Source organism: Pyramidobacter porci (assembly GCF_009695745.1).
Taxonomy (GTDB): domain Bacteria; phylum Synergistota; class Synergistia; order Synergistales; family Dethiosulfovibrionaceae; genus Pyramidobacter; species Pyramidobacter porci.
The window spans coordinates 109,436-129,247 of record NZ_VUNH01000001.1 but is presented as its reverse complement, the minus strand read 5'-3'; the positions used below and the strand labels follow the sequence as shown (position 1 = coordinate 129,247).

General features: G+C 57.7%; 18 protein-coding genes. 5 read left to right on the top strand and 13 right to left on the bottom strand.

The genetic code is table 11. The features are described 5' to 3' along the window. Window positions 1-207 precede the first annotated feature (207 nt). On the bottom strand, window positions 208-1,518 hold the full coding sequence (locus FYJ74_RS00630; RefSeq protein WP_154527703.1) for a Na+/H+ antiporter NhaC family protein: 1,311 nt from the start codon (window positions 1,516-1,518) through the stop codon (window positions 208-210). A 229-nt stretch (window positions 1,519-1,747) separates the two neighbouring features. On the opposite strand from FYJ74_RS00630, the gene FYJ74_RS00625 reads away from it, so the two are divergent. Together FYJ74_RS00625 and FYJ74_RS00620 are read left to right on the top strand one after the other, a co-directional pair. Continuing rightward, window positions 1,748-2,365, top strand: coding sequence for a class I SAM-dependent methyltransferase (locus FYJ74_RS00625; protein WP_154527702.1), 618 nt, complete (start codon window positions 1,748-1,750; stop codon window positions 2,363-2,365). 464 nt (window positions 2,366-2,829) lie between these two features. Beyond that, on the top strand, window positions 2,830-4,104 hold the full coding sequence (locus tag FYJ74_RS00620) for a Glu/Leu/Phe/Val family dehydrogenase (protein WP_154527701.1): 1,275 nt from the start codon (window positions 2,830-2,832) through the stop codon (window positions 4,102-4,104). 87 nt (window positions 4,105-4,191) lie between these two features. On the opposite strand, the gene FYJ74_RS00615 is transcribed toward FYJ74_RS00620, so the two are convergent. Then, window positions 4,192-5,154, bottom strand: coding sequence for an ABC transporter substrate-binding protein (locus FYJ74_RS00615; protein ID WP_154527700.1), 963 nt, complete (start codon window positions 5,152-5,154; stop codon window positions 4,192-4,194). Window positions 5,155-5,386: 232 nt separating this feature from the next. Here FYJ74_RS00615 and FYJ74_RS00610 point away from each other — a divergent pair, with 232 nt between their 5' ends. The 3 genes from FYJ74_RS00610 (at window position 5,387) to FYJ74_RS00600 (ending at window position 9,261) form a co-directional block, all read left to right on the top strand. Next, window positions 5,387-6,373 carry an ABC transporter substrate-binding protein gene (locus tag FYJ74_RS00610; protein WP_195838753.1) on the top strand — a complete coding sequence of 329 codons (987 nt, stop codon included), beginning with the start codon at window positions 5,387-5,389 and terminating at the stop codon, window positions 6,371-6,373. A 105-nt stretch (window positions 6,374-6,478) separates the two neighbouring features. After that, window positions 6,479-8,164: an ABC transporter permease gene (locus FYJ74_RS00605; protein ID WP_320633539.1), complete on the top strand. Its 1,686-nt coding sequence runs from the start codon at window positions 6,479-6,481 to the stop codon at window positions 8,162-8,164. After that, complete coding sequence (locus FYJ74_RS00600; RefSeq protein WP_154527698.1) at window positions 8,164-9,261, top strand: ABC transporter ATP-binding protein; 1,098 nt, start codon at window positions 8,164-8,166, stop codon at window positions 9,259-9,261. The genes FYJ74_RS00605 and FYJ74_RS00600 overlap by 1 nt, the downstream gene beginning before the upstream one ends. 422 nt (window positions 9,262-9,683) lie before the next feature. On the opposite strand, the gene FYJ74_RS00595 is transcribed toward FYJ74_RS00600, so the two are convergent. From FYJ74_RS00595 to FYJ74_RS00545, 11 genes are all read right to left on the bottom strand, one after another. After that, window positions 9,684-10,064, bottom strand: coding sequence for a hypothetical protein (locus FYJ74_RS00595; RefSeq protein ID WP_154527697.1), 381 nt, complete (start codon window positions 10,062-10,064; stop codon window positions 9,684-9,686). Window positions 10,065-10,155: 91 nt separating this feature from the next. Beyond that, on the bottom strand, window positions 10,156-10,731 hold the full coding sequence (locus FYJ74_RS00590; protein WP_154527696.1) for a hypothetical protein: 576 nt from the start codon (window positions 10,729-10,731) through the stop codon (window positions 10,156-10,158). A 266-nt stretch (window positions 10,732-10,997) separates the two neighbouring features. Further along, on the bottom strand, window positions 10,998-12,362 hold the full coding sequence (locus FYJ74_RS00585; protein ID WP_154527695.1) for a chloride channel protein: 1,365 nt from the start codon (window positions 12,360-12,362) through the stop codon (window positions 10,998-11,000). Between the two features lie 19 nt (window positions 12,363-12,381). Next, window positions 12,382-12,819, bottom strand: a complete 438-nt coding sequence (locus tag FYJ74_RS00580) for a RuvC family protein (RefSeq protein WP_154527694.1) — start codon at window positions 12,817-12,819, stop codon at window positions 12,382-12,384. A 1-nt stretch (window position 12,820) separates the two neighbouring features. Further along, window positions 12,821-13,699, bottom strand: coding sequence for a lysophospholipid acyltransferase family protein (locus tag FYJ74_RS00575; protein ID WP_154527693.1), 879 nt, complete (start codon window positions 13,697-13,699; stop codon window positions 12,821-12,823). 99 nt (window positions 13,700-13,798) lie between these two features. Continuing rightward, window positions 13,799-14,548: a 2,3-diphosphoglycerate-dependent phosphoglycerate mutase gene (gene gpmA, locus FYJ74_RS00570; RefSeq protein WP_154527692.1), complete on the bottom strand. Its 750-nt coding sequence runs from the start codon at window positions 14,546-14,548 to the stop codon at window positions 13,799-13,801. Between the two features lie 165 nt (window positions 14,549-14,713). After that, complete coding sequence (rpsD, locus tag FYJ74_RS00565) at window positions 14,714-15,334, bottom strand: 30S ribosomal protein S4 (protein WP_154527691.1); 621 nt, start codon at window positions 15,332-15,334, stop codon at window positions 14,714-14,716. 164 nt (window positions 15,335-15,498) lie between these two features. Continuing rightward, complete coding sequence (locus FYJ74_RS00560) at window positions 15,499-15,885, bottom strand: DUF6672 family protein (RefSeq protein ID WP_154527690.1); 387 nt, start codon at window positions 15,883-15,885, stop codon at window positions 15,499-15,501. Then, window positions 15,882-16,994 (bottom strand): ABC transporter permease, encoded by a 1,113-nt coding sequence (locus FYJ74_RS00555; RefSeq protein WP_154527689.1) that lies wholly within the window; start codon window positions 16,992-16,994, stop codon window positions 15,882-15,884. The genes FYJ74_RS00560 and FYJ74_RS00555 overlap by 4 nt, the downstream gene beginning before the upstream one ends. Continuing rightward, window positions 16,994-18,037: an ABC transporter permease subunit gene (locus tag FYJ74_RS00550; RefSeq protein ID WP_154527688.1), complete on the bottom strand. Its 1,044-nt coding sequence runs from the start codon at window positions 18,035-18,037 to the stop codon at window positions 16,994-16,996. The genes FYJ74_RS00555 and FYJ74_RS00550 overlap by 1 nt, the downstream gene beginning before the upstream one ends. Further along, window positions 18,034-19,632 (bottom strand): sugar ABC transporter ATP-binding protein, encoded by a 1,599-nt coding sequence (locus FYJ74_RS00545; protein ID WP_154527687.1) that lies wholly within the window; start codon window positions 19,630-19,632, stop codon window positions 18,034-18,036. The genes FYJ74_RS00550 and FYJ74_RS00545 overlap by 4 nt, the downstream gene beginning before the upstream one ends. Between the last annotated feature and the right edge of the window lie 180 nt (window positions 19,633-19,812).

Here is a 19,812-nt window from a genome sequence, read left to right as displayed (position 1 = left end):
GGTGCGCTGGAACGGAGAATATGCGTTCAAATTACATAGCGCAGTATAGCTCAATCCGGAAAAAACGCAAGGCAAAGAGCACATAAACAACACATTGCAAGTTACGAGCCAGCCCCTTGAATTCTTTGTGCGCCTGCACAAACGCCTCCCCTCCGAACGGCAACAAAGGGAGACAGACCCGTTGGCCATTCGCGTTCTTCGGGGCGATTAACTTTTGAACCAGATCTTTTTCATCAGCGCGTAGGAAAGCGGGAGCAAATAAAGATACGCGGCATACGGAAGAGCCTGAGCCGAGACTTCCAGCATCGCCAGCGGCACGGAACAGGCGATACACCAGGGGATCAGTCCCGCCGTCACCACCGTCGAATTGGCAATGTCTTGGGCCAGCTCCGTGCGACTGAGCCCCGCGCGTTCATAAGGCCTCTTCATCATTTGAGTTGTCATCATGATGCCAATCGTCTGATTGCAGAAAATCCCGTTGGCAATAATGCCGACCAGCGTCAAAGCGGCAAAGGAACTCGTTCGGCGCATAAAGCCGGCAAGGCGTTCCTGAAGACCGTCAAGCATATGCGTGCCGTCGAAAATTCCCGAATAGGTTCCGGAAATAAACAGGACGGCGCACATGTCGAGCATGGACTTCAGCCCGCCGCCGTTAAACAGCGCCGCCGCCGAACCGGGCTCGGCGAAAAAACCCAAGACGGCGTATCGAAGCGAGTTGTCCCAAGAAGCGTGCTGAAAACACACCGTGCAGCCCCAGGCAAAGGCGATGCTGGCAAGAAAAGCATAGAGTGACCGCACTTTCAGCAGCGGCATCACAAACATGATCACCGCGGGAACAATCACCCATGGCGTCAAATTGAAACTCTTCTCCAAGGACAAAATCATGCCGCTGTCGGCGCGTGGCATGGGGTAGGCCAGGGAAAGAAGATAATAGAACAAACAGGACCCCACGACCGCCACCAGAGAAGTTTTCATCATCAGCTTGATGTTGTTGTAAAGTTCCGTTCCCGTCAACGACGCAACAAGATTTGCACAGGACGATGCCGGCGAACAGCGATCGCCAAAGTAGATGCCGGACATGATGGCCCCCGCGGTGATCAGCTCGTTGGCCCCGCCGCCGCGAGCCAAGGCCATCAGGGCGACGCCGAGAGTGCCGGCGACGCCGAACGAGGTGCCGATCGCGTAGGACAATCCGCAGGAAAGCGCGTAGGCCGCGAGAATAAACAACGAAGGTTTGACCAGGCGCATTCCCCACGTTACCAGGAAAGCGAAGGTCCCCGCCGAACGCCACAGTCCCGTCAGCATGCCGATCAGCAGCAAAACGCGAATGACGATCAGCGAATTCTTCGCGCCCTGCCATGACATTTTCAACAGAACGCCAAGGGGGTACCCCCGGTGCAGCCCCACGGCGACAAAAGCGAAATAACCGACGATCATCGCCCAGAACATGGGCAGACGACAACCGAGCCCCACCGCCATCGCTCCCGCGAAAAAGACAAATGCTGCGACAAGATCCATCCCCGCACCCCCCGTAATAACGTTCAACAAATGGAGAGTTTGATTTTAAAAATTACAGCAGGAGGCGTCAACTGTTTTATATTTAAGCCCATGGTTTTCTTGACGCCGTACGACGCCGTCGACATTTTGCCTCATGCAGCCCGCAGATCTATGATACAATATTGTTCACATTTTACGGAACGACTTTCAAAGCCCCGTTCATCTTTTCATGACAATTCGGAGGCCTCTTATGGATAAAGAACCGATTCCTCTGCTTCCTCGACGGAGCACCCTGCTTTTTCTGCGCCGTTTTATCGCGCAGCCGGGGCAGATCGGCAGCGTCGCGCCCAGCTCCCACTTTCTCGTTCAGGAGATGCTCAAGCTCACGGACTGGCCCGCAGTGACCGACGTTGCCGAACTCGGCGCCGGCACCGGAGTTGTGACGGAAGCGCTGCTCAAAAAAATTTCTCCCGATGCCTGCCTTTCCGTCTTCGAACTGGATCAAAAACTGCGCGAAAAAATCGAAAACAAGCTTAAAATCGCCGTGTTTCCCGACGCCTGCGACCTCGCTCAGGTCATCAGGCCAGGCTCGCTGGACGTGGTCATCTCCAGCCTTCCGTGGACAACGCTCCCCAAAGAAGTTTCCGGCAAAATTCTCCAGGGCGTGATCGCATGTCTGAAACCCAACGGACAATTCATCGCTTATCAATATTCCCGACAAATGCACCGCCTTTTTTGCCACCTTTTCGAATCGGTCAGAATTTCGTTCGTTCTCCGCAACATTCCGCCGGCGTTCGTCTATAACTGCCACACGCCGCAAAATCACGCCGAGGAAAAGGCGGCGCTTTTTTTTCGTGCGCAGGCTTAGTGAACGCCCAAAATCTTTCACAATGATCGTTCCTGTCCGACGGCGCTCTGCCGTCTTGTGCGCTCGCAGTGCTCCCCCCGCACCAAACTCGGAAAATCGCTCTCTTGGCCGGACGAATGCCCCGCATTCGCTCGGTTTTTTATTTGAGCCGCGACAGAGCGGACGTTTCGAAATTTTTTCTGAGCCGATTCACCGGCGTCACCCCGAAGATATATTAAAGGCTTTATAAATATTTATCGCTGCAAAGCAAAAAGATGAATAATATATAGTTATTTTTCGTCTAAAATCAGCAAATATCAATAATTACAGTGGCGATCGATATTCATAACTTATGGACAAGGCTTGTATACACATAAACGCATTGGACTCACCAGGAAAGAGTGTTAAAATAAAATTGTGATTGATGTAGCATGTGTTCGGTTTGAAGCGGTATTTAACCGCTAAATCTCAGGAGGTGTTTTGCTATGGCTTTGGTAAAACGTAAGTCTGACAATGTACTCCTTCGCACGGCACTCGAGAACTTCTACGGCGCGGCTGAGGAAATGGGGCTCGACGAGGGGATCACCGACATTCTCGCCCATTCCGAGCGCAAGACCTGCGTCTCCGTCCCCGTTGAAATGGACGACGGCTCCATCCAGGTCTTCGAAGGTTTCCGCGTCGCTCACAACAGCGCCGTCGGCCCCGCCAAGGGCGGCGTGCGCTTCCACCAGGACGTCTGCCTCGACGAGTGCGAAGCCCTCGCTTTCATGATGACCTGGAAATGCTCGCTGGCCGGTATCCCCTACGGCGGTGGCAAGGGCGGCGTGCGCGTCGACGCGCTGAAGCTCTCCAAGAAGGAACTCGAGCGCTTGAGCCGCACCTACGCGGCCCGCATCGAACCGGTCGTCGGCGCTTGGACGGACGTTCCCGCTCCCGACGTGAACACCAACGGTCAGGTCATGACCTGGTTCATGGACACCATCAGCCGTATGCGCGGCCGTCTCGAGCCCGCGATCTTCACCGGCAAGCCCATTCCGCTCTGGGGTTCCAAGGGGCGCAACGCGGCCACCGGCCTCGGCGTCGCTACCTGCGCCATCGAATTCATGAAGGCCCTCGGCAAGGACATCAAGGGCATGAAGTGCGCCGTGATGGGATTTGGCAACGTCGGCTCCTTCGCTGCCAAGACGCTTGCCGAAGCCGGCGCCAAAGTTGTCGCTATCAGCGACATCACCGGCGTTTACTACAGTGAGAACGGCATCGACATCGCCAAGGCGTTCAAACTGATCGCCTCCAACCCCAAGAAGCTCCTCACCGGTCTCGACAAGGAACCCGGCGTCAAGATGATCGATTCCATCCAGACGTGCGACTGCGACATCTTCCTGCCCTGCGCGCTGGAAGGCGTCATCACCGAGAAGAACGCCGGCGACATCAAGGCCAAGTACATCGTCGAAGGCGCGAACGGCCCCACCACGCCCGAAGGCGACAAGATCCTCGATCAGAGAGGCATTCTCGTCGTTCCCGATTTCCTCGCCAATTCCGGCGGCGTGATCGGCTCCTACTTCGAGTGGTGCCAGGATCTCGGCGGTTTCTTCTGGTCCGAAGAGGACTACAACAACCGTCTGCTGAGCATCATGAAGGACAATTTCAAGAAGGTCTGGGATTACGCCCAGGAGCACAACGTGAAGATGCGCCGCGCGGCGTTCCTCGCCGCCATCAAGCGTGTCGCCGACGCCACGGAAATGCGCGGAGTGTATCTCTAGGTTTCGCCGTTCCGCCGTCGTTGTGATTCAGAGCAACAAAAAAAGGACTGCTGAAAAGCAGTCCTTTTTTTGTTGTTCATAATTGCCTCAGCGCTTCAAAAAGAGCGTCTTCACGTCGATTTCTTTGTCGATCATGCCGTTGTCGAGCAGGAACTGTTCCGTTTTCTTCAAATCTTCGACGTCTTTCTCGGAGACGTCCATGGAAAAATCGTACATGGGGAACATTTCCTCCACTGCTTCCACGCTCAGGCCGGTAGCCTCGGCCGTCATCTTCATGGCTTCGTCGTGATTTTCGGCGATGAACTGCAGCACCGAACGCTGCGCTCTCTCGAACGTTTCGACCAATTCCTTGTTCTCGTCGTAGAATTTCTGGCTGGTCGCCGTGGCGATGAGCGCCGCGACCAGTCCGTCGCCGTTCGTGATCAGGTGCTTGCCCGACTTCATGCAGTTGTAGGCGCTGGGGCCGGCCTGCAGCGCCGCGTCGATCGTGCCGCCTTCGAGGGCGGCCAGCGCCGCGGGGATGCCCATGTTGACGAATTTGACGTCGTCGATGGTCAGGCCGCCGGTTTTGAGGTACGCGACCAGCAGCTCATGAAGATTGGTGCCTTTCGGCCCGGCGACGGTCTTGCCCTTCAGCGCCGCCGGCGAATCGATGGCCGCGTCGTTGGAAAAGAGCATGAACGCCTTGGGCGAACGGCTGTACATGCTGATGATCTTGACGTCGGCGCCGTTGGCCGCCGCAAGGATGATCGAGGTGCCGCCGACGGCGTTGAGGATCTGCAGATCGCCGGAAGCGAGCGCCGCCGTTTGCTGCGGCCCGGCGGTCAGATTGGCGTAGCCGACCGGCAGGCCGAGTTCCTTAAAATAAGAGGCGAAGCTGCCCCGCGCTTTCTCGACGATGGAAGGCACGTTCAGCGGCGACTGCACGTAGGTGAAGTTCATCGACTCGACCGTGCGGGCCCAACCGCCCGTCCCCAAGCCGCCGACATCCAGCGCCGACAAACAGATCCCGATGAACGCAAGACGTTTTGCCGCAGAAAACAATTTCATGAAAACTCCTCCTTAAAAAATATAATTTAAACTGTGTGATTACACAAATTTCGACTGCGCCCATGGGCGCGTTGCCCATACAGGATTTTCGCTCACAAAGGTGAAAATTGCAACCGCGCCGACGAACGATTATCTGTCGAAACTATCTTGGAATCACTGACTATCTGCGCTATAATGTTTACGTTCCATCTGGCGTCTCATCTCAATTATTTTCGGAAAGGATGTTTCGATGATGAAAAAATTTGCTGCACTCGTTCTGTTGCTGGGCTTGACGGCTTTGCCCGCACGCGCGGCGGAGATCAACGCCTACTCGATCATGCCGGAAAAGTACGTTTCGAAGGTGACTCAGGCGTTCGAGCAGGAGACGGGGATCCACGTCAACTTCCTGCGCCTGTCTTCCGGCGAAGCCAAGACGCGTCTCGAGGCCGAAAAGAACAATCCCCAGGTCGACGTGCTGATCGGCGGCCCCGCCGATACCTATGAAGCCATCGTCGCGCAGGGCGTCTTCGAGAAATACTCTCCCAAGGGCGTCGAGGCCATCCCGGCCAAGTTCCGCAGTGCGGACGGCTACTGGACGGGCATCGGCATCATCCCGCTGTGCTTCCTGACGAACGAGGATTTCCTCAAGAAGAACAAGATGCAGGCTCCCGCGACCTGGAACGATCTGCTCGACCCCAGATACAAGAACGGTCTGCAGATGGCCGACGCCCGCACGTCCGGCACGGCGACGGAACGCATTTTCTCGCTGGTGAAGATCATGGGCGAAGACGAAGCTTTCAAGTATCAGAAGAAGCTGCACGCCAACATCCAGATGTACACGAAGAGCGGCGCGGGCGGCGCCATGCCGATCGCGACCGGCCAGTGCGCTTCCGGCATTTTCTACATCGTCGACGCGCTCGACATCCAGCAGCAAGGCTACCCCGTGGTAGTCAGCTATCCCAAGGACGGCGTGTCCTACGGCATCGAGGGCTGCGGCGTCGTGCACGGGGCCAAGAATCTGGAAGACGCCAAGAAGTTCGCCGACTGGATGGTCAGCAAGAGCTTCGCCGATTTCATCGTCGCCAACAAGATCAACTACGTCCCCACCCGCACCGACGTCACAACCGACAATCCTCTGCTCGATCTGAACGCGATCAACCTTGTCGAGACCGACGTGGCCTGGAAGGGAGCCAAGCGCGACGAGTTCGTGGAGCGCTGGAAGAACGAAGTCATCAAATAGCGCTGCCAATTTATCGGGGCTCCTCGCGGGGCCCTTTTTTTTGACGCTCCGACAGGCCGCCGAGGAATCCGGCGCCGTCTGCGCGCGCCTTTTCGACTGAAGCAGGTGAAAATTTTGACACACAGTCTTTCTACTCGCTCCCGGCGGGATCCCGCCACTCGGGCCGTCGTCGCCATGCTCTGGCTCGCTCTGGGGATTTTCGTAATTTACCCGGCCCTCCGTCTGCTGTGGATCGCGTTCTGGGTCGACGGCAGATTCACCCTTGCCAATATTGCGCCGGTCATCACCAACTGGTACGACCGGCAGGCGTTGATCAACAGCCTGCTGCTGGGCGGCTGCGTGGCGGTTTCCGGCACGGTCTTGGGTTTTGTTTTCGCCTACGCGGTGACGCGCCTTTCTCTGCCAGGCTGGTTCAAATTCCTCCTTTCCGGCATTTCCATGCTGCCGCTGATCTCGCCGCCGTTTACCAGCAGCATCGCCCTGACGCTCTCGCTGGGGCCGAACGGCCTTCTGCTCAAGCTGCTGGGGCTTGAAAACTTCAACTTCTACGGCTTCTGGGGCACGTTCCTCTCGGAAACGCTCACGTTCTACCCCGTCGCGTTCATGACGCTGACGACGATCCTCAGCCGCATCGATTCCAATCTGGAGGACGCGGCCTATTCGATGGGAGCTTCGCCGCTGCGGGTCTTTCGCACGGTAACGCTGCCGCTCTCGGCTCCGGGGCTGGCGAACGCCTTTCTGCTCGTCTTTGCCTGCTCGCTGGCGGACTTCGCCACGCCGCTGGTCCTGGCCGGGCACGCGTTTCCCGTGCTGCCGACGCAGGCGTATCTGCAGATCACGGGCATGTACGACCTCAAGGGCGGCGCGGCGCTCTCCTTCGTGCTGCTGGTGCCCGCGCTCATCGTGTACGCGATCCAGTACTGCTGGCTGAGCAAAAAAAGTTTCGTGACCATCTCGGGCAAGGCCGGCGGCCGCAGCAGCGTGAAAGGCCCCGGGGCGTTCCCCACGGCCTGCATCATCGGCCTGATCGCGTTCGTGATGGTTTTCGTCGTGTACATCTACGCGCTGATTTTCTGGGGCTCGGTCGTCAAAGTCTGGGGCATCAACAACGCGCTGACGGGCGAAAATTACGCCTACGTGTTCAACTTCGGGCGCAAGGCCATCAAGGACACGCTGATCATCGCCTGTCTCGGCACGCCGCTGGGCGGCCTGCTCGCCGTTCTGGTCGGCTACGCCACAGAACGTCTGAAAGTCAAAGGGCATAAGACGCTGGAGACGGTTTCGCTGCTCAACTTCGCGCTGCCAGGCACAGTGGTCGGCATCGCCTACGTGATCGCCTTCAACGATAAGCCGCTGGTGCTGACGGGCACGGTTTCGATCCTCGTCGCCTCTTACGTGTTCCGCTACTCCTCCGCCGGCATCCGCAACGTCATCGCCTCGCTGCAGCAGATCGACCCGTCCATCGAAGAGGCTTCGGCAAGTCTGGGCGCTTCCCCGGCGCGGACATTCCGCAAGGTGACGCTGCCGCTGGTGCTCCCCGCCATCCTGGCGGGCATGCGCTATCTGTTCATCCACTCCATGACGGCGATCAGCGCCACCATCTTCCTGGTCTCCGTGCGCTGGAGCCTGATCACGACGCGTATTCTCGAGTGCATGACCGAGCTTCAGTTCGCGCAGGCCTGCGCTTTTTCGATTGTGCTGATCGTCCTTGTTTTCATCGCCAGCGGCGTGATGGCGCTTCTGGCCCGGCTTCTGTGCCGCACCGGCAATGCGGGAGGAGGAATTCGCTGATGTCCGTTTCACTGACTCTGAACGATATCAATAAAGTTTTCATGAAGGACGGAGAGAAATTTCACGCCGTCCAGAACGTCGATCTTTCGGTCACCACGGGAGAGTTTCTGACCTTTCTCGGACCGTCCGGCTGCGGCAAGACCACGACGCTGCGCATGGTCGCCGGCTTCGAGATGCCCACCTCGGGGCGGATCCTCATGGGCGACGCGGACATCACCACCATGCCGGCCAACGAGCGCAACATCGGCTTCGTCTTCCAGAACTACGCGCTGTTCCCGCACATGAAGATCTTCGAGAACGTCGCCTACGGGCTCAAAGTCCGCGGACTCGGCCGCGCCGAGATCGCCCAAAAAGTACGCGAAGGGCTGGCGCTCGTGGGGCTGGAAAAGGCGGAAGACCGCTACCCTAACCAGCTCTCAGGCGGCGAACAGCAGCGCGTGGCACTGGCGCGCGTACTCGTGCTGCGCCCCAAGCTGCTGCTGATGGACGAGCCGCTTTCCAACCTCGACGCCAAACTGCGGATCCACATGCGCGCGGAGATCCGCCGCATTCAGCAGGAGCTGGGGCTGACCTGCCTCTACGTTACCCACGACCAGAAGGAAGCCCTGACCATGTCGGACCGCATCATGGTCATGAACCACGGCCGCATCGAGCAGGTTGGCACGCCTATGGACATTTACGCCGATCCCGCGTCCCCCTTCGTCGCCGATTTCATCGGCCAGGCCAACCTGATTCCCGGCGTCCTCGCCGCGGCCGAAGGCGACATGGGCGTCTTCGAGGTCGCGGGCTGCAAGGTCAGAGCGCGACTCGGCAAACAGAACCCGCCGCAGGTCGGAAAGGATGCCCTGCTGATCGTGCGCCCCGAAAACCTCAGCCTCGACGGCCAGGAGAACAGCCTGCCGATCCGCGTCTTGCGCTGCCTCTTCGAGGGCGATCGTCTCGACTATCACGCCGAGCTGGCGATCGGCGATCCGCGCTCCGTCCTGAGCCTGTCCGTTCCTTTCCTGCCCGGCACCCAGATCCGCGCCGGCGGCGCCAGCGCCCAGGCCTCGTTCGATCCCCGCGGCGCCGTGATCATCGCCACCCCCCGTCAGTAATCCGCAAAACGGCGGCATCAAACGTTCCAACGGAAAAGGCACGGCGATCAATAAACTGATCGCCGTGCCTTTTTCGTTACGCCGCTTTCATTTTTTTCCCGACTTTTCCAAGGAAACCGAAGCCAAGCTCAAGCAGCATCAAGAGTGAGCGCGATTATTTTCAACCGCGAGATCTACGGATAATCCCTGCTGTCGCCTCCCGTGCAGCAAAAGGCAGTCGACAAGCCAGTTTGTACTTGAGATCAGGATAGGCTTCCATCATATTGACAGGGTCGATTCCAAAGATCTGCATCACGGCGACGGCCGACGCGATGTCCGCGTTCTTTCTCTCCGGCGAGCTGCCGTCGTGTCCCAGACGAAGGCCAATGGGCGTGCTCCTGGCTCTGCCGGTCAAGACAGTGACGTTCTGCTGGCGCATGAGTTCAATGAGCTTGCGAGGCGAGATGTTCCCGATGCCCTTCATGCGGATGAGGTGACAGGAAAGACGCTCCAGAACCATCGCAAGGTAACAGACGAGGAAGTGCCCGCGGATGTGTTCCGGCGTCCAGACGCTTCATCCTGAACACGTCCTCGTGATACCGTTCGCTGTGTTCCCAGTTCTCCTCGGAAAGAACCCGCTCCTTCACATCCTTTTTCAGCCGACTGACGCTCTGGGCCGCGATGTAATCAAAGCCCTCTTCCGCAAGGTGCTGCAGGTTAAGCTTGCAGTTGAGTCCGCGATCCGCGATGACCGTGACGTTCTTCAGTCCGGAATCCGCCTTGTGCTTTCGGACGACCTGCAGCATGGTCTTGATTTCCGACATGTTACCTTCTCCTTGGACATCCCGCGCGCGCGAAGTCCGTCGGAATCGAAACTCTCGAAGTAAAACGTGGTGCAGTCGTAAAGCGCGACGGTCATCGTTCGCTCGTAAATCTCCGCGATCCCCTGTTGACGTTACGTATCAGGACATCCTTGCCCCTGCTCAGGAGTCCGAGGGTTTCATAAAGGTCCGCCTGGGTGAGGGAAGAGAAGTCGAAAACGAAATTCCCGCTGTATTCGTGCGTCCGTTTTTTTGAACAGGGCGCCAGAATACGCATGGCGGCGAGGAAGAACGCGGCAAGGTCGAAGTCGAACTTGAGTCGGTGATTGCGCCGATACTGTTTGAACCAGACGTCCAGACCAAGGCGTTCCCATAATCTGCGGTAAAGGGCGATGCCGTAGTTATAAATGCCCGCGCAGTCCGGTTTATTGTTTGATTCGAAGACAGCCGCCCGCTCCTTGAGCGTCTGCGCTTTGAGCCGTCCTGCAAGATCCGCGTTTGCCTTCAACTCAGCGAGATCCGCCTGAATCCTTGCGTCGATGTCCGGCTCTGTGAGGCGGCGTTTGTTGAGGTCGCCGTAGGTGCGGATCGTTTTTCCGCAATTGCGTTTGATGAAAGGATTGTAAGTCTCCTCGACGATGGCCGCGTAAAGTCTGTCCTTGTTTTTCATCAGTTTGACTCGGAAACTCATGCTGACCTCCGGGAGGATGATTCCTCAAGGAGTATTATGACATATTTTAAGCACTTCTTAAGCGTATATCCAATGGTCATGAAAACTCCCGGCCGAAAGCGCCATTGCAAATCATTGCGCTTCTTCGATTTCTAAAAGGCGGGAGGAAAGGTATTCATTGAAAATCAACATCAACGAAAAAAGCGCCGGATGTTCCTGCCTCGAGGAACGTCCGGCGCTTTTTCAACAGCCGCCATACTCCGGCCTTATTTTTTGCGTTTCATGCGCAGGGACAAATGCCCCAGCACGGGCGAACGTTCCGGCACGGGGACGGTCAGGTTTCGATCGATGCGCCGTCCCCTCTCGGGAACGTCGAGCAGAGAGGATTTGGAACGCTGCAGGAGCTGGCTGGGATAGACGCTGCGATGCCCGACGATCATGAACGCGGTGACGCTGACGACCGCGGCAAACGGCGCTGCCTGGCCGCCTAGCAGTTCGACGGCCATGATCGTGGAAGCCAACGGCGCGTTGGCGCTGCCCGCGAGAACGCCGACCAAACCCCAAGAAGCGTAGGCGATCGTGTTCAGCCCGAAGAACGAGGCAAAGGCCGCGCCAGCCGACGCGCCGATGAAGAAGATCGGCGTCACGACGCCGCCGCTGCCGCCGCAGGAGAGCGTCAGCACGGTCATGAGGATCTTCCAGAGCCACGCCCACGGGGAGACGCGGCCGCCATGAAGCACGGAGACCATGCCCGCTTCGCTGAGTCCGAAATAAGAATCGCCGACGCACCAGGTCAAAATCAGGATCAGCGCCGAACCGATCAGGGCCTTGACGGTCAGCGGCGTTTTCAGGTCATGGAACCATTTCTCGGAGAAGTTCATGATCTCGATGAAGCACAGGGAAACAAGGCCAAAGAAGACGCCGGCAGCTAAGGTCCAAAGGAAGTTCTGCGGCGAAAAGAGCGGCAGATGCTCCGCCACGGGGAAGAACGAATATTTCAGTCCCAGCAGCAGCGCTGTGCGCCAGGCGACGACGCCGCTCAGGAACGAGGCGAAGAGCACGTCGTAAAAGATTTGGCCGATGTACAGGACTTCGAGCGCGAAGACCGCGCCGGCCACCGGCGTGCCGAAAACGGCGGCAAAACCGGCGGAAACGCCGCAGACGACGAGCTTCTTTTTATCCAGATCGTTGAACTTCAGCAGCCTGGCCAGCGTCGAAGTCAGCCCGGCGGCGATCTGCGTAGCCGGGCCTTCCTTGCCCGCCGAGCCGCCGGCGGCGACGGTAACGATCGTGGTGATCATTTTGACCGGCACGACTTTGACGTCGATCTGCCCGGCCCGCTCGTGAACGGCCTCGACGACTTTTTCGGTGCCGTGACCGCTGGCGTCCGGCGCCAGATAATGGACCATCAGGGTGCTGGCGGTCAATCCCAGCGGCAGGATGGCGTAATGCCAGATCCCCGTCAGTTTTCCCGCAACGCCGATGGAGAACTCGAGCAACTCGACGAACAGGCTGACCGCGCCGCCGACGACAAGACCCGACAGCACGGCCAACGCCGTCCATTTGATCACGGCGTAACATAGAACGAACTCTTCCAGAAAAACGCGGATGCCTCTATTGTCCTTCTTCAATCTTAGTCCTCCGTTTGATTCAGTCGGCGTCGGCGGCAAGCGCCCGACGCAGGATGCAGAACGCCGCCAGATCGTCGAGGCAGCGCGGCGGCATCAGCAGCGAGAGCGGCACGAGCCGTTTCAGCCCCCGCGGCGGATGCATGTCCCAGTACAGACTACGCGCTTCCAGCGTCGTGTTCAGTTCTTCGACAAGCGCCACTTCAAAATGGCGCGCCAGTTCCCGCACAAAGCGTGCGTGGCCGGTGCCGTCGCCGCAGAAGACTTTGGCGATCTTTCCGCCTTCGGGAAGTTTTCCCTCGAGCAGCCATTCTTCGCAGCCTTTGCAGAAGCGAGCGGCTTTCAGGACGAAATCCTCAAGCCTTTCCGCCGGCACGATCCCCGACGCCACAAGCGTGCCTTCAGCGTCGCCAAGCGCCCAGCCGAATTTCTGCCGTCCCGGATCGATGCCCAAATACATTTCAGCGATCCCCCGGCACCGTGCTGGCCCAGCGCGGATAAAGCCACAACAGCCATTGTCCGGGACGCTCGCGGATCCAGGAGCTGATGCGGTCGTTGCACATTTTCAGACAGCTTTCTTCGTTTTCGCCGAACACGGCTCCGGAGAGCTCCGCGAGCGCCGTCTCGAAAATCACCCGATGGGTAAAGCCGTCGGGTTCCCGTACGATGTGCGTCGGCACCACGGCCGCGCCGAACTTCGCGGCCAGTTTGGCCACGCCCGTCGGCGTGCTGGCCGGCAGCCCCAGGAAGGGGACGACAAGCCCCCGTTCCTTGGCATCCTGATCGTGAAGAACGCACAGCACTTCGCCGTTTCGCAAGCAGCGGATCGCGCCTTTCAACCCCTGCCCTTTCTGCACGTTCCGCGAACCGGCCAATGAACGAAGCTTCATGAGCAGGTCGGTGATGCGCTGATCACGCTGATTCGCCGCGACGACGTTGAGCGGATATTTTTTCGACACGCAGATGTTGGCGATCTCCCAGTTGTCGAGATGTCCCAGCAGGAGGATGACGCCGCGGCCGCGGGCAAGCGCCTGACGAAGGTTTTCTTCGCCCTGCAAAGCGACATATCGTTCGACAGTCGCCGCGATCTTGGGAAGGCGCAGCGTTTCCGCCACAGCCCTGCCGATATTGCGGTAAGAGGCGAGGACGATCCGACGCGCCGGTGTGACGCCGACGCCCAGCGCGCGCACGCAGCGCACTTCCGCCTTGTCGACTCTGCTTTTGCAGACCAGCCACATGACCCTTCCCAACAAGTCGCCCAACCGGACCGCCGTTTTGTGCGGCAGTCGGCAAAAAATCGCTTTGAGAGCGCAAATCACGTACCAGTAAAAATTCTGCATGAATTCTCCTCTCTTCGCAGCCGCCATGAAAAGGCCGCTTCACGTGGCGCGCCGCAAAAAAGGACCGGAAACTGCCTCCGGTCCTCGTGCGCCGTCAGATTACTTTCTTCGGGCCTGATTGGCAACGGCTTCCGCCGCGGCCTTCGCGGCTTCGGGATCGCCGAGGTAACGATGCGAAACGGGGCGCAGATTTTCGTCCAGCTCGTAAAGCAGAGGGATCCCCGTGGGGATGTTGAGCCCGACGATCTCCTCGTCGCCGATGCCGTCAAGGTATTTGACCAGCGCCCTGAGGCTGTTGCCGTGCGCCGCGACGATCAGCCGTCGCCCTGCCGCGATCTCCGGACAGATCACCTCGTTCCAGTAGGGCAGCACGCGGGCGACGGTGTCTTTCAGACATTCGGTCGTGGGCAGTTCGGCCGGGCTCAGATTCACGTACCGTGGGTCGTTGCCGGGATACCGAGGATCGTCGCGCGTCAGGGGGGGCGGCGGCACGTCGTAGCTGCGGCGCCACAGTTTCACCTGGGCTTCGCCCGCTTTTTCGGCCATTTCGGCCTTGTTGTATCCCTGCAGAGCGCCGTAATGGCGTTCATTCAAACGCCAGTCTTTGACGACGGGGATCCACATCTGGTCAAGTTCTTCCAGGGCGAGCCACAGCGTCTTGATGGCGCGCTTGAGGCAGGACGTGTAAGCTTTGTCGAACACAAAGCCCTCTTCCCTCATGAGCTGCCCGGCGGAACGCGCTTCTTCGATTCCTTTCTCCGACAGCGGCACGTCGGTCCAGCCGGTGAAACGATTTTCTCTGTTCCATTGACTCTCGCCGTGACGCAGGAGAATTATCTTATAAGTCATGATCGCAGCCTCCAGAGAGTAAAAATATTCTGTGCCGATAGATGTATTTTAGCTGAAAAAACAGCCGACGTCGAGGATTTTCTCCACGACACGTGCCGTTTCGTTTTCTGCGGGAAAAATAGAAAAAGCCCGTCCTCCCGGACGGGCCAAAAACACGAAGCTTTTTTACTTGGAGTAGAACTCGACGACGACCTGCTCGTCGGCGATGTTGGGGATATCCGCCCGTTCGGGCAGACGAACGATCGTTCCCTTGCCGCCTTCGAGAGTCAGCCACGCGGGCTTGGAAACCGCTGCCGCCGCTTCGAGGTTCTGCTTGAGAACCACCATCTCGGCGCTGTTCTCGCGAACGGTGACGACGTCGCCGGGATTGAGACGCACGCCGGGCATATCGACCTTGCGGCCGTTCACGAGGAAATGACCGTGACGAACAAGCTGACGGGCCTGAGGACGGGTGACGCAGTAGCCGAGGCGATAGACCACGTTGTCGAAGCGGCTCTCGAGCAGAATCAGCATGTTGCTGCCGGTAACGCCATCCATCTTCTTGGCGGCGACGTAAACGGCGCGAAGCTGTTTCTCGCTCACACCGTAGGCAAGACGAATCTTCTGCTTCTCCTGAAGCTGAAGCCCATAAATGGACTGCTTCGCACGACGACGGGGCGCTCCTCCGGGAGGCGTGGCCTTCTTGCCCAGCAGCTTATCGTACTTGGGGTTGCCGAATACGTTGGCGCCAAGACGGCGAACAATCTTTCCCTTGGGAGTGACCTTTCTGTTGACATTCTTGGACATTGATCATGTTACTCCTTCGCACAAAAGAAATTGGACGGATATTTCTTTCCAGCAGCCTGTAAAACTTACTTCAAAGATCAGTTTCTGTCAAGAGAGAAGCGAGTTTTTTCAGTATTTTATCTATGAAAAACGCGACGCGCGCCCTTTATTCCTCGACAGATTCGTTATTTCGCGGCGGGACTGCCGTGCCTGTACGCAAAGGGAACGTTCAGAACGGGCTTTTTTCCAAGCGCTGACAGCTTGAAAGCGAAAACCCGGCTCTGCCCTTCGATCGGTTTGTCGTTCATATCGAGGACATCGATTCTGGCTCTGTGCGTGCCGCTGCCGATCGCGACGGCCTGGTCGCGGTCGTCGGCATAAAGGATCTTTCCTTCTCCGGAATCGATGGAGATCTGAACGGCCTCCATCGCCCCGACGGTCTGCCCCTCATCCTGGCAGGCGACGTTTTCGACGATGAAGTCGTAAGCCTTGCCATGGTCGTAGCAGTACCAGCCAAGCGCCGCAAAAACAAAAATTATCGCGAGATTCACAAGGACTCTTTTCATCTTCATTTTTTCGTGCCTCCGTCCGCATTCTGACCGCGGAACTGCGCGCGGGCAATTTCGCGATCGGCGTGCCGTCTCCAGGCGTGAAGCACCAGCGCCAGCGAAATGATGCCGTACGACACAAAGACGCGGAAAAATTCGCCGATCTGAGCGTCGCCGGTCAGATATTTGCCGGCCATCGGCGACACGACGAACATCAGATGGAACAGGATCACGCCGACGAAAACGTTCAAGATGGAAGCGCGGCTGACGCTCGCGCCGCCGACCAGCAGCGAGGCGATGGCGAACACGCCGGCCTGTTCGTGACTGTTGTAGGTGTTCATCGTCCCGACGTTTTGCAGGAAAATAATCTGCCCGTAGCAGGCCAGCACCGTCGAGATCACAATGGAAATGACGCGGGTGCGCAGCACGGGAATGCCCGCCGAATCGGCCACGCCCATGTCCTGTCCGGTCGCGCGCATGTCCTGCCCCAGTTTGGTCTTGCGGAACCAAACGATAAACAGGCAGAAGAGGCCAATGACGATAAACGTTGCGACGGGAATCTGAATTCCAAAGATTTCAAGCGGAATCAAGTCGTCAAGACAACGGCGAATGCTGTCGAGGTTGATCGTGTTTCTGATTCCGTATCCTCTCGACAGCACGAGTTTCGTGTTCGTAATCGGCACGATGCTGCCAAATCCGTACAAAACCGCCAGCTGGTAAACGCCGTTCATGAAAAATCCCAGAATATAGGAAGTGACCATCTCGCGGCCGCGGGCCTTGTTCAGGACAACGCCGCAGATCCAGCCGAAAAAGATCGCCAGCGGCGTGGCGATGACCGCGGCGAGCACCATGCCGTTCAGGCCGACAACGTTCCAGTCGCTGACGAAGATCAGCCCGAGCTGCCCCGCCATAGCCCCCAGGACCATGCCGAAGTTCAGCCCCATTCCCGCCATAATGGGGACGAGCAGCGAAAGGACGAGGAACGAGTTGCGCGACAGGCGGATCAGCATCTCCTGAACCAGATAGTCGAGCGAAAACCGAGAAATGGGAATTGCAATCGCGCTCACGACGAGAAAGACAATGGGCACCGCGTTCCTGATCAGGAACATCTTGAATTTATTCGTATTGTTCATCAGGATCTCACCTTCGTCACACGAGTCAGAGCGTACAGGATCATGCCATTCGACACAATGATACGAATGACTTCAGACATATCGGTCTGGATCATGCTGTTGATAACCGACGGCGTCATCGTCAGAATCCCCTGGAACAGGATCGTTCCGACGATCACGTTGACGATGTTGGCTTTTTTCACGGAGGCGCCGCCGATCAGGATCGCGGCCACAGCTGGAAACGCCATGTAAAAAGGCCCCATATAAAGCTGAACGAAACCGAAGCACTGTTCGTACATGATGATGCCGATCGCGCCCAGCCACGTAGAAAGGATGACCGACAGCGTGCGCATCTTGTCGATGTTCACGCCGCTGGCGCGGGCATAATCGGGATTGGAACCGACGATGGTCATGGCCGTTCCGGTGCGGGTCCGCATAAAAAGGGACATCACGCAGCACAGCAGCAGGAAGAAGAGAAACATTCCCGTGGGAAACGCCAAGAACTCGTTGATGCGAAACGCGCCGATGCCGCTGATGGCGTTCTGCCAGAAAGCTTCGATGGAGATGGTCGTGCGCAGTCCCTTGCCGGCATAGCCCCAGACCATGTTCGGGCTCTTGTAAGGCAATACCAGCCACATGATGCACATCAAAGCGACGGACGAAAAGCCCACGTAGGTGGCGATCATCATCTCGCTGCCTTTGACCTTGTTGAGCAGAAGCCCGTAGCACCATCCCAGCACAATGGCGATGGGCGTGGCGATCAGCATGGCGGTGAGGATGCCCGGCAGTCCGGTGACTTCGAGCTCGACGCTCGTCACGGCACCAAGCAGTCCGGCGATGATGCCGAGTGGCAGACCGAAGTTGAGGCCGCAGCCCGACTGGACCATCGGCACCATGGCCAGCACCATGACGCCGTTCATGCCAAAACGCACCAAAGTGTCGTTGATCGACGCGTCAAGACGGACGCCGACAAACGGGGCAAGCACAAATAACGAGAGCAGGAATAACGCGATGAGGATTCGCGGCCAGCCAACATCCTCGATAAAATTCTTGATGTCTTTCATTGATTCGCAGCCTCCTCGCTGGTACCAAGCATCAGATAGCCGAACTCCTCCGAGGAAGCGGAAGCGGGCTTGATGCCGACGACCGTTCCCTTGTCGATGATCGCGATGCGGTCGCAGATCGAACGCAGCTCTTCCAGTTCGGAAGAGATCATCACGATGGTCATGCCGAGTTCGCGGTTGTACCTCTTCAACGTATCGAGCACGACTTTTTTCGCGCCGACGTCGATGCCGCGCGTCGGTTCCGAAACGAAAAGCAGTCTCGGATGCGTCTCGAAAGCTTTGGCCAGACAGATCTTCTGCTGATTTCCGCCGGAGAGCTCGCGCACGCGCTGTTTCGGGCTGACGCACTTGATCTCCAGCTCCTGAATGTACTTTCTGGCGCATTCCAAAATAGCGTTGTCGTCGCGAACCTTGACCAGACCGCCGCACGACGGCTTGAGAAAACGTTTCTGATTCTGCAATGACGTAAAGATGATATTCCACGCGATCGATTCGTCGAGCAGCAAACCGACGCCGCGGCGATCCTCGGAAACCGAGGAGATTCCCATCGACAAGGGCGAGGTTGGGTCGTTCAGCTGTACGGCCTTGCTGTCGAATTCCACCGCTCCTCCAGACGCATAAAGCCCCATAATGCCGTTCGAGATGCCAAGTTTTCCCTGTCCGGCCAGACCGCCGATACCAAAGATTTCGCCTTCCTTGATGTCGAGATTGACATCGCGCACCGTTTCACCGGGCATATCGACCCATAGATTGCGGACCTTCAGGATTTCCCGCCCGAACTTGCGCTCCTCCGCATCGCCCTGAGCCGCCTTTTCAATGTTGCGTCCCACCATGCTGCTGGCGATCTCGCGCACGGTCGTTTTCGACGGCTCCGTCGTCAGCACCACTTCTCCGTCGCGCAGAACGACGATGTCGTCGCAGACTTCCATGACCTCGCGCAGGCGGTGCGAGATGAAAATGATCGCGATGCCGTTTTTGGCCAGACGGCGCATCGAATCAAGCAGGATCTCCGCTTCGCTCTCGGTCAAGACGGCCGTGGGTTCGTCGAGAACCAGAAGCTGCGTTTTGCTCTTGTCGATCTCGCGGGCGATTTCGGTGAACTCTTTATGCCCGACGGGAAGTTCGGAAATAAGCGTCTCGCCGTCGAGCGAGAAATTCAGCTTTTTGATCGCCTCTTCGGCGCGGAGTTTCATGTCGGCGCGGTTCAGCGTCTTCAGGCGATCGCCGAAAGCTTCAACCAGAGGATTGTAAACGAGAGACTCGCGATTGAGAACGATATTCTCCGTGACCGAAAAGCCAGGAATCAGCGAAAATTCCTGATGGACCATGCCGATGCCGGCCTCCAGCGCATCGTTCGGGCTGCGGAAATCAGCTTCCTTGCCGCTGATGTAAAACTTCCCCTCGTAGCCTCCCGTCTCGGCGATCACATTCATGCCGAACAGAATGTTCATCAGCGTCGACTTTCCCGCGCCGTTCTCCCCGACCAGACCAAGGATCCGCCCCTTGCCCAGGCTGAACGAAATATTCTTAAGAACTCGATTCCCAAAATAGGCTTTGCCTATTTGTTCCACACGAAGCAAAGGTTCTCCTCCCATGGACGAGTACCTCCTTTACTGGATAAAACGCCGCTTAAGCGGTCAGAATTTGATTTATTGCATTCTTCCGACGCCACATTCATCAGCGTCAGAGTATGTTCCCTTTTAAAGCAGTGATTGCTGCCGTATATTTTCAGAATTTTAGGCCGCCTCTCGCAACGAACGCTTAAAAAACAGAGC